The sequence below is a fragment of the Neoroseomonas oryzicola genome, assembly GCF_012163135.1.
Classification (GTDB): domain Bacteria; phylum Pseudomonadota; class Alphaproteobacteria; order Acetobacterales; family Acetobacteraceae; genus Neoroseomonas; species Neoroseomonas oryzicola.
In genome coordinates this window covers 16,986-30,578 of record NZ_JAAVUP010000009.1, presented here as the reverse complement: position 1 = coordinate 30,578, position 13,593 = coordinate 16,986, and the positions used below count along the sequence as shown (strand labels likewise).

Sequence of the window (13,593 nt, the reverse complement as noted above, 5' to 3'; positions counted from 1 at the left end):
CACCATTCGCAGTAACTACCGGGTTACCAACCCCTGACGCCGTGGCGAACGCGGCGCGCGAACGAGGAAAGGGTCGAAGACATGCTGCGCAGGCACCTGCTCGCCGCCACTGCCGCCGGGATCGCGGCGCCCGCCACGCTCCGCGCCCAGGCCGCGTGGCGGCCCGAACGTCCGGTGACCCTGATTGTCCCCTGGGCCGCCGGCGGATCGACCGACCAGATGGCCCGCATCGTCGCGGCCGAGGCAGAAGGCCCGCTCGGCCAGCGCGTGGTGGTGGTGAACCAGCCCGGCGCCTCGGGGTCCATCGGCACGCGCAACGCGATGGAAGCGGCGAAGGACGGCTATACCTGGGCCGCCGGCGCGGCGGTCGACGTCGGCTGCTACAAGGTGCTCGGCCTGCTCGACACGCAGCTGTCGGACTGGAACCTGTTCTTCGCGGTGGCGAACGTGAACGTGCTGGTCGCCAACCCGCAATCCGGCTTCCGCGACTTCGGCGCGGCGCTCGAGGCGCTGAAGACCCGCGGCCAAGGCATCGGCATCGCCACCGCCGGCGTCTCCTCGGCCGGGCACAACATGATGGAGGCCGTACGCGCCGCGACGCCGGGCCTGCAATACCGCCACGCCACCTATGACGGCGGCAACCCCGCGATGATCGCGACCGTCTCGGGCGAAACGCCGCTCGGCGCGGTGCTGCTGGTCGAGGCGGCGGAGATGATCCGCGCCCGCCGGCTGATCCCGCTCGCCGTGCAGTCCGACAACCCGGTGACGCTCGCCGCGCAGGGCAACAGCCCGGCGATCGAGATCCCCTCGGTCCGCCGCTGGCTGCCGAACATGCCCGCGCCGCTCAACTACTTCGGCATCTGGTGCCCCAAGGGCGTGCCCGAACCCGCGGTCGCGACCATGACCAACATCTGGCGCACCACCATCGCGAACTCCCAGCGCCTGAAGGACTACGCGACGTCGCGCGCCGCGCTCTTCACGCCCATCTACGGCCAGCAGGCCCATGACGAGGCGTGGAAGATGGTCCGCCAGACCGCCTGGCTCTACTTCGACGGCGGCAAGGCGCGCGTCTCGCCCGACACGCTGGGGATCGCCCGGCTTTGAGCGAGGTCGAGGCCGAGTCCCCCTTCGATGGGGAAAAGGCGCCGGCCTCGCCGCGCGCGGACCTTATCACCGCGGCGCTCCTCTTCGTCTTCGGCGTGGCGATCGTCCAGCAGTCCATCGCCATGCCGCGCTTCGTCGAGCAATCCGGCACCGGCCTCACCGCGCCCGGCATCGTGCCGGGCTTCTACGGCGTGATGCTCGCGCTGCTCTCCGTCGTGCTCGGCGTCCGGGCGATCGGGCGCGGCGGCTGGGCGGCGCGCGGGCCGGTCGCGAAGGCCACCGGCGACGGGCGGCGGCTCGGTCTCGCGGCGCTGCTCGGCGTGCTCTATGCGGGCGTGCTCGTCGGCCGGGTGCCGTTCTGGATCGCATCCGCGCTGTTCGTCTTCGCCTTCACCACCGCCTTCGAATGGGACCAGGGGCCCGAACGCCGCGCCCGCCGCATGATCGAGGCCGCGCTGATCGGCATCGGCACCGGCCTCGGCGTCATGCTGGTCTTCGAGAAGCTCTTCCTGCTGCGGCTGCCCTGATGGACGCGCTCAACAACCTGGCGGGCGGCTTCGCCCATGTGCTCGGCGGCGGGGCGGTGTGGCACGCGCTCTGGGCCACGCTGATCGGCATCATCATCGGCGCCCTGCCGGGCCTCACGGCCACCATGGGCGTCGCGCTGCTGACCACGCTGACCTTCGGCATGGGGCCGAACGTCGCGATGCTGGTGCTGGTCTGCGTCTATGTCGGCGCGATCTACGGCGGGTCGCGCAGCGCCATCCTGCTCAACATCCCGGGCACGCCGGCTTCGGCGGCCTCGACGCTCGACGGCTTCCCGCTCGCGCGCCAGGGCCTCGCGGGCCGGGCGATGGGCATCTCGACGTCCGGCTCCTGGCTCGGGACGCTGTTCGGGACGCTGATCCTCGCCCTGTTTGCCCCGAGCTTCGGGGAATTCGCCCTGCAGTTCGGCTCCTACGAGATGTTCTGGGTGGCGATGTTCGGCATCATCATCGCCGGGTCGCTGTCGGGCGGCGATCCGCTCAAGGGCTACATCGCGGGCTTCATCGGCCTGTTTGTCGCGACCATCGGGCAGGAGACCAACCACGCCTATGCCCGCTTCGCCTATGGCAATGGCGATCTCGCCGGCGGGCTCGGCCTGCTGCCCGTCCTGGTGGGCGTCTTCGGCGTGGCCGAGGTGCTCTCGGCCATGCGCGGGCCGGCGGTGAAGGCGGTCTCCTCCAAGATCGATTCCGTCATCCCGCGCCTGTCGGACGTCACGAAATACTGGAAGACCATCCTGCGATCCGGGGCGCTCGGCACCTTCATCGGGGCGATGCCCGGCCTCGGCGAGGACATCGCCGCCTGGACCTCCTACGCCGCCGCCAAGCGCGCCTCGAAGGAAAAGGAGAAGTTCGGCAAGGGCAGCATCGAGGGCCTGATGTCCGCCGAGACCGGCGAGAGCGCCTGCGTCCCCGGCGCGATCATCCCCGTCCTCACCCTCGCCGTCCCGGGTTCGGCACCCGCCGCCGTGCTGATGGCCGCGATGATGATCCACGGCCTCAACCCCGGGCCGATGCTCGCGATCACCGCGCCCGAGTTCATCTACCAGATCGTCGCCATGCTGGTGATCGCCGACATGGTGAAGATGTTCTACGGCCTGGTGCTGGTGCGCCCGCTGCTGTGGATCCTGCTGATCCCGCGCGAACGCCTGATGCCGATCGTCTTCGTGCTGTGCACCGTCGGCGCCTTCGCCATCACGTCGCGGCTCTTCGACATCTGGGTGATGCTCGGCGCCGGGCTGGTCGGCTTCATCCTGCGGGAGTTGCGCTTCCCGATGGCGCCGCTGGTGCTCGGCATCGTGCTGGGCGACCTGCTGGACAAGAACCTGCTGCGCGGGCTGGTGCTCTCGGGCGGGGATGTCACGCCCTTCTTCACCCGCCCGATCAGCATGGGGCTTTGCGCGCTGACGCTGATCGCGGCGCTCTGGTCCATCCCCTCGGTCGCCGGCCTGCTGCGGCGGCGCAAGCCGGCCGAGGCCTGATCCGGCACGCGGATTGCTTCCTCCCGGGGCGAAAATCCCCGGGAGTTTCCGCATGAACCGCCGCAGCCTGTTCCTGGCCGCCCCCGCGATCGCCATCGCCCCACGCGCCCGCGCGCAGGAGGCCTGGCCGACCCGCCCGACCACCATCGTCGTGCCCTATGTGCCGGGCGGGCCGTCCGACATCCTCGCGCGCACCCTCGCCCAGCATCTCCAGGCGCGGCTCGGCCAGCCCTTCGTGGTCGAGAACCGCACCGGCGCGAACGGCGCCGTCGCCGCGCAATACGTCGCCCGGCAGGCGCCGGACGGCGCGACGCTCTTCGTCGCCGCCTCGGGCATCATGACCATCAACCCGCTGCTGCTCGCCCGCGCCGGCTACGACCCGATCCGCGACTTCACGCCGCTCACCGTCGCGATCAGCGCGCCCAACCTGCTGGTGGTGAATCCTGGCCTGCCGGTGACGACCCTGCCCGAGCTCATCGCCTGGATGCGCGCCAACCCGGACAAGGCCTCCTACGGCAGCTCCGGCATCGGCTCCTCCGAGCATCTCGGCATGGAACTGTTTGCCCAGCGCACCGACACCAGGCCGACCCACATCCCCTATCCCGGCGGCGGTGCGGCAGCGACGGACCTGGTCTCGGGCACGTTGTCCCTCGCGCTGCTGAACATGGCGACGGTGGTGCCGCAGGTGCAGGCAGGGCGCCTGCGCGCCATCGCCGTCGGCGGCCGCACCCGGCACCCGCTGCTGCCCGAGGTCCCCACCATCATGGAAGCCGGCCTGCCAGACTTCACCTCCGGATCCTGGCACAGCATCGTCGCACCCCGCGGCATGGCCGCACCGCTGGCCACGCGGATCCAGTCCGAGGTGACCACCACGCTGCGCCTGCCCGAAGTCGGCCAACGCCTGGCCGCCACAGGCTTCGGCGTCGAGGCCAGCAGCGCGACGGAACTGACGACGACGATCGAGAGCGAGACGACGCGGTGGCGGGACGTGGTTCGCCGCGCGGGGATCGCCGCGGGCTGACGCGACCGGAGGGGCGCCGCCCCCCCGGACCACCCCGGCGGGGATCCCATTGACGTTGCGAAGCAACGCCAATGGGTGCCCATAGGCCGAAAGGCCCTTGCAAACCGAGACTTCAGGCCACCGATATGCCGAGCCGCGAGAGACGATGCGCGGCAGCCGCATTGACGGCGTTGTCCGGCAACGCGCCCCGCGCCAGCGAAGCGACCTGCCGCACCGTGTCCATCGCCTGGTGCTCCATCGCCTCGGGCGTCATGCCGCCGATATGCGGCGCGGCAATCACATCCGGCCGTCGTGCCAGGAACAACGACGGCCGCTGGTCCAGCGCCCGCCCCACATCCATCGCCGCCCCCGACAACTGACCGCTGTCCAGCGCGGCCGCCAGCGCCTGCTCGTCCACCAGCTCCCCGCGCGAGAGATTGATGAACCGCGCCCCCCGCTTCATCCGCGCGAAGGCCGCCGAATCGAACAGGTCGCGCGTCTCGGGGATCGAGATCGCCAGGCACACCACGAAATCCGCCTGCGGCAGCAACTCGGCCATCGGCATCTGCACGATGCGCGGATCGGCCACCGTCGCATGCGGATCCGCCACCAGCACCCGCATGCCGAGCGCGAGCGCGACCTCCGCCAGCCGCTGCCCGATCCGCCCATACCCCACGATGCCGAGCGTCGCGGCCGAGAGCTGCACGCCCATCCGCCCCTGCGGCTCCTCGCCCCGCCGATAGGCCTGCACATGGCCCGACAGACCGCGGGCCAGGTCCACCATGAAGCCCACCGCCTGCTCCGTGACGCTGTCCACGAAGCCCGGCGTCGCGCGCGTGACGAGTACGCCCGCCGCGCTCGCCGCGGCCACGTCGATGGTGCTGATGTCGACCGCCACGCGCATGAAGGCGACGAGGTCCGGCGCCGCGGCGAAGGTCTCGGACGTGCCGGGCGTCGCGCGGTCAGCGACGATCGCCTGGCAGCCGCGCGCCGCCTCGGCCAGCGCGGCGCCGGACAGCACTGTCGTGCCAGGGTTGCGCACCACCTCGGCATGCTGCTGCAGCGCGGCCAGGGCGCGCGCGCCGTAGTAGCCGGCGAACATCTCCGGCGTATGCGTCAGGAAAACACGCAGCATGAACGCTTCCTTCCCGTATCCGGCGCAGCCTAGGGCATTTCCCCGCCGGCGGGATGGGGCGGGGCCGGGCGTGCTGTAAATTTCTTACAGATTCGATGCGACCCGTGTGTTGACCTTCACGGCTTCACGCGGCCGCGCCGAGATTCCCCCCTGAAAATCCGCCGGAGTCCCGGCACATCAGCGGTCCGTTCCCAGGAGGACCGCATGACGACGCTGACCCGCCGCGCCGCCCTCGGCGCCCTGATCGCCACCCCCTTCGCCGCGCCGGCGATCGCGGCGCCCTGGCGCCCGGACCGGCCGCTCGAACTGGCCGTCGGCTTCTCGGCCGGCGGCGGCACCGACATCGTCGCGCGGCTGTTCGCCCGGCATCTCGAACCGCGGCTGGGCCAGCCGGTCACCGTCACCAACCGGCCTGGCGCCTCCTCCGAGATCGCGCTGACCTACGTCGCGCGGGCGCGGCCCGACGGGCTGGTGCTGGGCCTGACCAACATGCCCTCCTTCGTCACCGTCCCGGTGGAACGTCGCGCGCAGTACAACCTCGACAGCTTCACCTTCGTCGGCAACGTGATGACCGACCCGACCGGCTTCATGGTCAAGTCGGACGGGCCGATCCGCGACATGGCGGACCTCATCCGCCTAGGCCGCGAACGTCCGGAGGAGATCGTCGTCTCCACCTCCGGCATCGGCACCGACGACCACCTGCTGCTGGTGATGCTGGAACGCGCGACCGGCGCGCGCTTCACCATCGTCCACTACAACGGCGCGCCGCAGCAGCGGAACGCGCTGATGGCCGGCCAGGTGCAGGTGAACATGGTCTCGATCGGCGAATACGCGCCCACGCCCGAGGGCATGCGCTACGTCGCCCATGCCGGCGCCGAGCGCAGCCGCTTCGCCCCCGACACGCCGACCCTGCGCAGCATGGGCATCGACATCGAGATGTATTCCGAGCGCGGCATCGTCGTGCCGAAGGCCACGCCCGCCGCCATCGTCGAGCGCCTGCGCGAGGCGGTGAAGGACGCCGCCGAGGACCCCGCCACCCGCCGCACCTTCGAGGCCCAGTTCATCGAGCCGAACTACGAGCCCGGCGAGCATTGGGAAGCGCGGATGCGCCGCGTGCAGGGCGTCTACGCCGACCTCTGGCGCCGCCAGCCCTGGATCACCTGACGGGCTATCGTCCGACGCCGGTCGGGGCACCCTGCATCTGCCACTCGCGCACCGCCTCGACCGGCCAGAGCAGCATCAGGACATTCAGCCCCAGGTTGTCGCGGATCATCCAGGCCGCGACACCTTCGAGCGACAGCACGACCAGCACCGAGGCCACGACCGGCAGCCGCGCCGCGAGGAAGAAGCCCGCCAGCATCGCGAGGCCGTCGCCGAAGGAATTGACGATGCTGTCGCCGTAATAATCGAGCGAGGCCGTCACCGCGCGATAGCGGTCGATGATCAGCGGCGTGTTCTCCGCGATCTCCCACGCGCCTTCGATCGCAAGCGCGGCGACGGCGCGCCAGGCGACGCTCCAGCCCGGCCGCAGCCAGCGCAGCAGCGCATAGAAGACGAAGCCGTGGGCGAGGTGCGACAGCGTGTACCAGTCGGTCATGTGCTGCGAATTGCCCGAGGACCAGACATCCCCGTGCCACAGCTTCACCTCGCCACAGGCGCAGATCGGCAGGCGCCCCATCGCGAACTGCGTGCCCGCGACGACGGCGAGGATCCCCGCCATCGCCGCCCAGGGCACCCAGCGCGCCGTCACGCCCGCCACCGCGCCAGGATCATCATCGCGCCCCCTGCCAGCAGCCCCCAGAAGGCCCCGCCGATGCCGAGGAACGCAACACCCGAAGCCGTGACCACGAAGCAGACCAACGCGGCCTCCCGCCCCTGGGGCGCATGGACGGCGCCGAGCATCGCCCCCCCGAAGGGCCCGAGCAGCGCCAGCCCCGCCACCGCCTGTATCAGCACCGGCGGGGCCGAGGCGACGAAGGCCGTCACCCCGCCGGCGAGCAGGCCGAAGACGACATAGGTCGCCCCCGCCACCACCGCCGCGACCCAGCGCCGCGCCGGATCGGGCCCCGCCCCTTCGCCCGCGCACAACGCCGCGGTGATCGCCGCGAGGTTCACCGCATGCCCGCCGAAGGGCGCCGAGGCCAGGCTGAAGGCGCCGGTCGTCGCGAAGAGCGGCCCCGCCTCCGGCCGGTAGCCATTCGCCGACAGCACCGCGAGGCCCGGGATGTTCTGCGAGGCCATGGTCACGATGAACAACGGCAGCGCGATGCCGGTCAGCGAGGATAGCGAGAAGCCCGGCATCACCAGCACCGGATCGGGCACCCAGCCCTGCGTCGGCAGCGGCGCCGAGGCCGCGATCACCCCCACCGCGACCGCCACCGCCGCCGGCACCGCCAGCACGCGGTTGATCCGCGCCACCACCGCCCAGGCGACGATGATCGCGAGCCCCGCCACCGGCTGCTGCGCCACCGCGCGCACCGGCGCGAGGCAGAGCGTGAACAGGATCCCCGCCAGCATCGCATTCGCGAGCGGCGCCGGGATCGCCGCCACCGCCCGCCCCAGCGGCTTCCACAAGCCCGCCACCGTCAGCAGCACGCCACAGACCAGGAAGGCGCCAACCGCCTCCCCGAAGCCACCCGCCGGGGCGGCGGTCGCGGCGAGCAGCGCGGCGCCGGGCGTCGACCAGGCGACGCTGATCGGCAGCCGCAGCCGCAGCGACAGCACGATGCCCGCGAGCCCCATCGCGATCGACAGCGCCATCAGCCCCGAGGCCGCCTGCGCCGGCGAGGCCCCGACCGCCACCAGCCCCTGCAGCACGACGGCGAAGGAGGACGCGAAGCCGACGAACCCCGCGAGAAGACCGGCCGAGACCGCCTGCATCAACGCTTCCCCTTCGGCAGGCGGTCGAGTTCCGCCTCCATTCGTGCCGCCGCCTCCGGCGTCAGATGCCGGATCTCGCGCGCGAGGCGATTCGCGAAATCGGTGATCTCGGGGGCGAGGCCGGAGGTGTCCAGCACCACGCGCGGGTGCGATTGCCGCGCGAGGCGCGCGAGCTCCTCCGCATCGTCCCAGATCAGGCCGAAGAACTCGTTCACCTGGTGCACCAGGCCCGCGCTCGGCTTGCCGCGCTGCCCGTGCTCGAGCGCCGAGAGATAGGCCGCCGAGACCTGCAGCGCCGCGGCAAGGTCCTTCAGCGTCACGCCGCGCTGCGCGCGCAGTTCCCGCAGCCTGGCGCCGAACGGCGTCATCGCCGCCGCCGCAGCAGCAGGTGAACGGCGCCCGTGTTCGCCCGATGCGGATGCGCGGCACCGAGCAGGATCCGCCGCAGGTCCGGCGCATTCAGCCAATGCGGCAATTCCCGCCGCAGCACCCCGCCCTCGGGCGAGGAACCGCGCCCGGTGATGACGGCGACGCAGCGCAGCCCGTCGGCATAGGCGTCGGCAAGGAAGGCGCGCACGGCGCCATGCGCCTCCTGCGCGAAGCGTCCATGCAGGTCGAGCGTGCGCTCGGGCTTCACCTTGCCCCGCCGCAGGTCGCGCCAGCGCCGGTCGTCGAGCCCGGAAGGCGGCGCATTCACCACGATGTCGGGCGGCGCCCAGCGCGGCGCGGGCGCGGCCGGCGCGGCGGCAGGCGCGGGCGGCGGGGCGGCGACCGGGACGGGCGGCGGGGCGGACTCGGGCGGCAGCTCGCGCCCCGGCAGGGGCACGATCTCCGCCGCATAGGCCCGCCACAGCGCGCGATCGGCCTCGGTCAGGCCGCGCGGGCGGCGGCGGGTCATGCCTCCGGCAGTGCGGCCGGGTCGTCGTCGACCAGCACGATGTGCAGCCGCCGCGGCCCGTGCGCGCCGAGTTCCAGCGTCTGCTCGATATCGGCCGAGCGCGAGGGCCCGGTCACCAGCATCACGTTGCGCGGCATGAAGCCGCCGGTGACGGGATCGGTGCGCTCCGCGCGCAGCCGGTCCCAGGCTTCCTCATAGGCGCCGACGATGCGCGAGGCGCGCAGCACGACGATCTCGGTCTCGGCAAGGAGATTGAGCGTGGTCGGGCGCTGCGGGTCCGATGGCAGCATCAGCGTCCCCGTCTCCGCGATGGCCGCGAAGCCATGCTGGACGGAGACGGTGTCGGTCGGCTGGGCGCGCCGTGCCTCGAATTCCAGCAGGGGCTTCTCGGACCAGGGCAGGCCGGTCAGCTCGTCGTTCGGCGCGAGGACGAAGCGCGGCGCGAGGTTCTGCTGCGCCAGGTAGTCGGCCACCGCGCCGGGCACCTCGGCGGCCGAGGCGACGCGCGCGACGGTGCCGAATTCCTTCTCGACGTTCTTCACGAACAGCGTCACCTGCTCCGGCCGCGGCAGGCGGGACCGCTGCGGGATCAGGTGGCGCGGATGGGTCGCGAGGCGACCTTCCAGCATCGCGCGCTGGTCGGCCGGCAGCGGCCCGCGCTTCAGCCCGCGGCGGATGGCGCCGAGGATCGCTTCCTTGCTCATCGCCTCAGCGTCCCCGCTGCATCTTCGCGTAGCGGTCCATGAAGGTGCCGCCCTCCGGCACCGGCAGGTCGCGCCCCTGGGTCCAGCCGCCGGCGAAGGGCATGGAGCGCAGCGCCCCCTTGCCCTGCGCGAGAAGCCGCAGCGTCCCCACCGCCATCTTCGTCGCGAAGCGATAGAGCCCCGGCCGCTGCGCCACCCAGGCCCAGAGGGCGAGGTTGCTGCGCACCGTCGCCGGCGTCAGGTGGCGCTCGAACTCGCGTTCCCGCCAATGCCGCATCATGTTCGGCAGCGGGATCTTCATCGGGCAGACGCTCTCGCACTTGCCGCAGAAGGTCGACGCATTGGGCAGCAGCCCCGCCTTGTCGACGCCGACCAGCGCCGGCGTCAGCACGGACCCCATCGGCCCCGGATAGACCCAGCCATAGGCGTGCCCGCCGGTCGCGCCATAGACCGGGCAATGGTTCATGCAGGCCGCGCAGCGGATGCAGCGCAGCATCTCCTGGAACTCGGACCCGATCATGTTGGATCGGCCGTTGTCGATCAGGACGACGTGATATTCCTCCGGCCCGTCCAGGTCGCCCGGCCGCCGCCCGCCCGTGCTGAAGGTCGTGTAGACCGAGAAATCCTGCCCCGTGGCGGACCGCGCCAGCAGCCGCAGCAGCGATGTCGCGTCCTCGAGCGTCGGCACCACCTTCTCGATCGACGCGAGCGCGATGTGCACGCGCGGCAGCGTCTGCGTCAGGTCGCCATTGCCCTCGTTCGTCACGATCACCGAGGACCCGGTCTCGGCGATCAGGAAGTTCGCGCCGGTGATGCCGACGTCGGCGGCGATGAAGCGCTGGCGCAGCTTGGTGCGCGCCTCGGCGAGGATGTCGCGCCGTTCGTTGAACACGCGATCCGCCGGCAGGTCGGTGTGCATGCGGCGGAAATCCGCCTCCCAGTCCTCGCGGTTGAGGTGGAAGGCGGGGGCGATGATGTGGCTCGGATGCTCCTTGCGGAGCTGGATGATGTATTCGCCGAGGTCGGTCTCGACCGGCGTGACGCCGTTCTTCTCGAGATGGTCGTTGAGGGCGATCTCCTCGGAGATCATCGACTTGCCCTTGGTGACCGTCTTAGCACCCGCCTGGCGGCAGATCTCCAGCACCGCCGCCCGTGCCTCATCGGCCGTCGAGCACCAATGCACCTTGCCCCCGGCGCGCTCCACGTTCGCCGCGAAGGTCTCGAGGTAGAAGTCGAGGTTCGCCAGCGTGTGGTTCTTGATGTCGCGCCCGATGTTCCGCAGTTCCTCGAATTCGGGCAGGCGGGCCACGGCCTCGGCGCGGCGCTGCAGGAAGGCGCCCTTCGCCTTGCCGAGCGCCTTCTGCAGCCCGGCATCCGCCAGGGCGCGGGCCGCGTTCTGCTTGAAGGCGGGGGAGGTGATCTGGACCAAGGGGATATCCCGACGGAGACGCTGCGGAAGCGCCTATCCTAGCGCGAAAGGCAGCCGGTGACAGGCCGGGCCGTCACGGGGCTTGCCCTATGCCGCACGGGGCGCGAAAAGGCCGCGCCCCGTGCCCGGGGCCCGATTCGCGCCGTTACAAGGAGATGCGCCCGGTGATCACGCGTCGTTCCCTCTTCGCCGCCGGCGGCGGGGCCCTGATGCTCGCGGGCTGCGAGACCGCCCAGGTCGCTGCCGATGGCCGTTACCCGATCATGGACGTGCTCGGGATCATCCCCGAGGTCTCCGATTTCCGCTCCGCCCTGCGCCGCGCGGACCTCGACGATGTCCTGAAGGGCCCCGGCCCGTTCACGGTCTTCGCGCCGACCAACCTCGCCTGGGGTGCGGCGCCGCCGGACTTCCGCAACGCCAACCCGGCCGCGCTGCGCAACCTGATTGCCGCCGGCCGCCTGCGCCTGCCGGACATCGCCGCCCGCGGGAACCGCGTGCGCATGCTCTCGGGCATCGATATCCGCGTGGTCGGCGGCACCGCGACCGAGCCGCGCATCCAGGCCGCCCGTGGCAACGCCGCGCCGTCCGGCGCCTCGGGCAGCATCGTCCGCCCGAACATCCTGTGCAGCAACGGGATCATCCACGTCATCGGCGCGGTGCTGATCCCGAGCTGAGGCTCGGATTGCCGGAGGGGCGCCGCCCCTCCGGACCACCCCGCCAGGGGCTTGCGGCCCCCTGGACCGCGGGCGACATGCGCGCAGACGCACGTTTCACTGTCGCTACGCGCAGCAACGCCCGGCACCAGAAGCCGGTTCCCAAAGGCCCTTCGGCCTTTGGCGGGGAGAGCCCGAGAGGGACAGCGCCCCTCTCGGTCCAACCTCACCCCGGCACCCCGCCCCGCTTCCAGGTCAGCACCAGCACGTCCCGGCAGGACGGCAGCGCCGGATCGGCGGGTGCCACCGGCGTCACCCCGTGCATCACCCGCGGGTCGTCCACCATCGCCGTGTCGAGCGGGTCCTGCAGGACGAACTGCGCCAGGCGGTTGCCGGCATCGTCCTCGATCACCGTTTCCCCGCCCGTGAGATTCGTCCGCGCGATCATCGCGATCAGCACGAAGTCCACGCCGTCATGGTGCACGCCCTCGGGCGTCGGGAAGCCCGGCGCGCCGGCGGCGGCCTCGATGCGGAACTGGTGCGCCTCGACGAACCAGGATTGCGGCCCGTGCAGCGCCTCGGCCATCGAACGCCCGAGGTCGAGCAGCGCCGTCAGCGGCGCCGAGGCCGCGACCTCGTCCTCCATCGCCGCAAACCAGCGATCCACGCCGCCATTCAGCGTGTTGTGCACCACCGCCTGGAAATGCGGCCGGTGCGGCCCGCGGACATGGCCCGGCACGCCGGGCTCGGCGGCGAAGTTCGCGATGCGGCGGCGGCGATAACGTCCGCCGTCGCGCATGAAGGCATCGGTCTCGAGACGCGCCCAGGAGGCGAAGAAGCGCGCGAGCGCCTCGGCCCGCCCGGCCTCGCCCATCAGTCCGATGAGCGTCGTGCCCGGGACCCGGGCGAAGCCCTTCGCCGCCAGGTCGGCCAGCGGTCCCGCCGGGGCGGTCACCGCGACCCGCCTTCGCCGATCGGCGCCAAGTCGTTCGTCATGCCTGCCAGCACCTCCGCCACATGCCGCGCCTTCACCGGGCTGCCCTCCCGCTTCAGGCGGCCGGCCATGTTCAGCAGGCAGCCCAGGTCGCCCGCGAGCAGCGTGCCCGCGCCCGTCGCCGCGATGTCGCGGCACTTGTCCGTCACCATGCGCGTCGAGATGTCCGGATACTTCACGCAGAAGGTGCCGCCGAAGCCGCAGCAGATCTCGGGCTCGGCCATCTCGGCCAGGCTCAGCCCCTCGACGGTGGCGAGCAGCGCGCGCGGCTGCGCCTTCACGCCCATCTCCCGCAGGCCCGAGCAGGAATCATGGTAGGTCACGCTGCCGTCGAAGCGCGCGGCGACCTTCTCCATCTTCATCACGTCGCGGAGGAAGGAGACGAGCTCGTGCGTCCGCTCCGCCAGCGCCTCGGCCTTGGCGCGGTATTGCGGGTCGTCCTCGAACAGCGACGGATAATGGTGCGCGACCATCCCGGAGCAGGACCCCGAGGGCGCGACGACGTAGTCGTAGCCCGCGAAGGTGTCGATCGCCTGGCGCGCGAGGTCCTTCGCCGCCGCGCGATCCCCGCTGTTGTAGGCCGGCTGGCCGCAACAGGTCTGGGCCGGCGGCACCTCGACCAGGCAGCCCGCCTGCTCCAGCAATCGGATCGCCGCGAAGCCGACGGTCGGCCGGTAGAGGTCCACCAGGCAGGTGACGAGGAGGGCGACGCGCGGCTTGGTCTGCGACATGGGGCGGAGAATAGGGACCGCGCCGCCCTGGCAACAGTC

General features: G+C 71.7%; 15 protein-coding genes. 6 read left to right on the top strand and 9 right to left on the bottom strand.

The features are described from left to right. The first annotated feature begins 81 nt into the window (after positions 1-81). The 4 genes from GWK15_RS20310 to GWK15_RS20295 are packed head-to-tail and all read left to right on the top strand — an operon-like array spanning position 82 to position 4,151. Positions 82-1,104, top strand: a complete 1,023-nt coding sequence (locus GWK15_RS20310) for a tripartite tricarboxylate transporter substrate binding protein (RefSeq protein ID WP_168043214.1) — start codon at positions 82-84, stop codon at positions 1,102-1,104. After that, on the top strand, positions 1,101-1,631 hold the full coding sequence (locus GWK15_RS20305; RefSeq protein WP_168043213.1) for a tripartite tricarboxylate transporter TctB family protein: 531 nt from the start codon (positions 1,101-1,103) through the stop codon (positions 1,629-1,631). Before GWK15_RS20310 ends, GWK15_RS20305 begins: the two co-directional genes overlap by 4 nt. Continuing rightward, complete coding sequence (locus tag GWK15_RS20300; protein WP_168043212.1) at positions 1,631-3,130, top strand: tripartite tricarboxylate transporter permease; 1,500 nt, start codon at positions 1,631-1,633, stop codon at positions 3,128-3,130. The genes GWK15_RS20305 and GWK15_RS20300 overlap by 1 nt, the downstream gene beginning before the upstream one ends. 52 nt (positions 3,131-3,182) lie before the next feature. Beyond that, positions 3,183-4,151, top strand: a complete 969-nt coding sequence (locus GWK15_RS20295; RefSeq protein WP_168043211.1) for a Bug family tripartite tricarboxylate transporter substrate binding protein — start codon at positions 3,183-3,185, stop codon at positions 4,149-4,151. Between the two features lie 112 nt (positions 4,152-4,263). Here the strand turns inward: GWK15_RS20295 and GWK15_RS20290 are convergent, their stop codons facing one another. Continuing rightward, positions 4,264-5,265 (bottom strand): NAD(P)-dependent oxidoreductase, encoded by a 1,002-nt coding sequence (locus GWK15_RS20290; RefSeq protein ID WP_168043210.1) that lies wholly within the window; start codon positions 5,263-5,265, stop codon positions 4,264-4,266. A 204-nt stretch (positions 5,266-5,469) separates the two neighbouring features. On the opposite strand from GWK15_RS20290, the gene GWK15_RS20285 reads away from it, so the two are divergent. Further along, complete coding sequence (locus GWK15_RS20285) at positions 5,470-6,429, top strand: tripartite tricarboxylate transporter substrate binding protein (protein ID WP_168043209.1); 960 nt, start codon at positions 5,470-5,472, stop codon at positions 6,427-6,429. Positions 6,430-6,433: 4 nt separating this feature from the next. On the opposite strand, the gene GWK15_RS20280 is transcribed toward GWK15_RS20285, so the two are convergent. Genes GWK15_RS20280 through GWK15_RS20255 form a run of 6 tightly spaced genes read right to left on the bottom strand, consistent with a single transcriptional unit; the run spans position 6,434 to position 11,176 of the window. Further along, positions 6,434-7,024: a DUF2585 family protein gene (locus GWK15_RS20280; protein WP_338147307.1), complete on the bottom strand. Its 591-nt coding sequence runs from the start codon at positions 7,022-7,024 to the stop codon at positions 6,434-6,436. Beyond that, positions 7,012-8,145, bottom strand: a complete 1,134-nt coding sequence (locus GWK15_RS20275; protein ID WP_168043208.1) for a benzoate/H(+) symporter BenE family transporter — start codon at positions 8,143-8,145, stop codon at positions 7,012-7,014. The genes GWK15_RS20280 and GWK15_RS20275 overlap by 13 nt, the downstream gene beginning before the upstream one ends. Beyond that, positions 8,145-8,513: a helix-turn-helix domain-containing protein gene (locus GWK15_RS20270; protein ID WP_168043207.1), complete on the bottom strand. Its 369-nt coding sequence runs from the start codon at positions 8,511-8,513 to the stop codon at positions 8,145-8,147. Before GWK15_RS20270 ends, GWK15_RS20275 begins: the two co-directional genes overlap by 1 nt. Continuing rightward, entirely contained in the window at positions 8,510-9,043 is a 534-nt protein-coding gene (locus GWK15_RS20265; protein WP_168043206.1) for a Smr/MutS family protein, read from the bottom strand. Before GWK15_RS20265 ends, GWK15_RS20270 begins: the two co-directional genes overlap by 4 nt. Further along, the gene (locus tag GWK15_RS20260) at positions 9,040-9,747 is read right to left on the bottom strand and encodes a LutC/YkgG family protein (RefSeq protein ID WP_168043205.1); all 708 of its coding nucleotides are present in this window, start codon (positions 9,745-9,747) and stop codon (positions 9,040-9,042) included. Before GWK15_RS20260 ends, GWK15_RS20265 begins: the two co-directional genes overlap by 4 nt. A 4-nt stretch (positions 9,748-9,751) precedes the next feature. After that, on the bottom strand, positions 9,752-11,176 hold the full coding sequence (locus tag GWK15_RS20255) for a LutB/LldF family L-lactate oxidation iron-sulfur protein (RefSeq protein ID WP_168043204.1): 1,425 nt from the start codon (positions 11,174-11,176) through the stop codon (positions 9,752-9,754). Positions 11,177-11,340: 164 nt separating this feature from the next. On the opposite strand from GWK15_RS20255, the gene GWK15_RS20250 reads away from it, so the two are divergent. Continuing rightward, on the top strand, positions 11,341-11,850 hold the full coding sequence (locus tag GWK15_RS20250) for a fasciclin domain-containing protein (RefSeq protein WP_168043203.1): 510 nt from the start codon (positions 11,341-11,343) through the stop codon (positions 11,848-11,850). Positions 11,851-12,055: 205 nt separating this feature from the next. On the opposite strand, the gene GWK15_RS20245 is transcribed toward GWK15_RS20250, so the two are convergent. Both GWK15_RS20245 and GWK15_RS20240 read right to left on the bottom strand, forming a co-directional pair. Continuing rightward, a complete protein-coding gene (locus tag GWK15_RS20245) occupies positions 12,056-12,784 on the bottom strand; it encodes a 2OG-Fe dioxygenase family protein (protein ID WP_338147306.1) in 729 nt (242 codons plus the stop codon). Then, entirely contained in the window at positions 12,781-13,554 is a 774-nt protein-coding gene (locus GWK15_RS20240; protein ID WP_168043202.1) for a (Fe-S)-binding protein, read from the bottom strand. Before GWK15_RS20240 ends, GWK15_RS20245 begins: the two co-directional genes overlap by 4 nt. Positions 13,555-13,593 lie beyond the last annotated feature (39 nt).